The 257-nt window shown below is 62.3% G+C and carries 1 pseudogene; it reads left to right on the plus strand.

The annotated features are described in order from the left end of the window. A pseudogene (locus KVT34_RS30545) lies at window positions 1–239 on the plus strand (cache domain-containing protein); the annotation flags it as partial. Window positions 240–257: the final 18 nt, after the last annotated feature.

The raw sequence follows: 257 nt of genomic DNA on the forward strand, positions 1-257 counted from the left end.
GCAGCGTTCTGCTCGTAGACAAACGGGGCAGCATTATCGCGGGCCCCGGGGTGGAATGGATGAGCCGCCCACTGTCCGAATGGATGCCGGGGATGCCCGTTATTACGGGGCCCTCGGGTTCTTTTAATGTAGGGCGGGGCGACGACAGAAACACGGTTTGGTACGATACGGTCCCGGGCGGGGCGTGGAAGGTGGTCGGCATCATCCCGTACAAAACCTCCCGCGTGCGGAACCGTTAGGTGCTGTTCCTCACTGCC

The sequence above is a fragment of the Paenibacillus sp. GbtcB18 genome (assembly GCF_019091125.1).
GTDB lineage: Bacteria > Bacillota > Bacilli > Paenibacillales > NBRC-103111 > Paenibacillus_F > Paenibacillus_F chitinolyticus.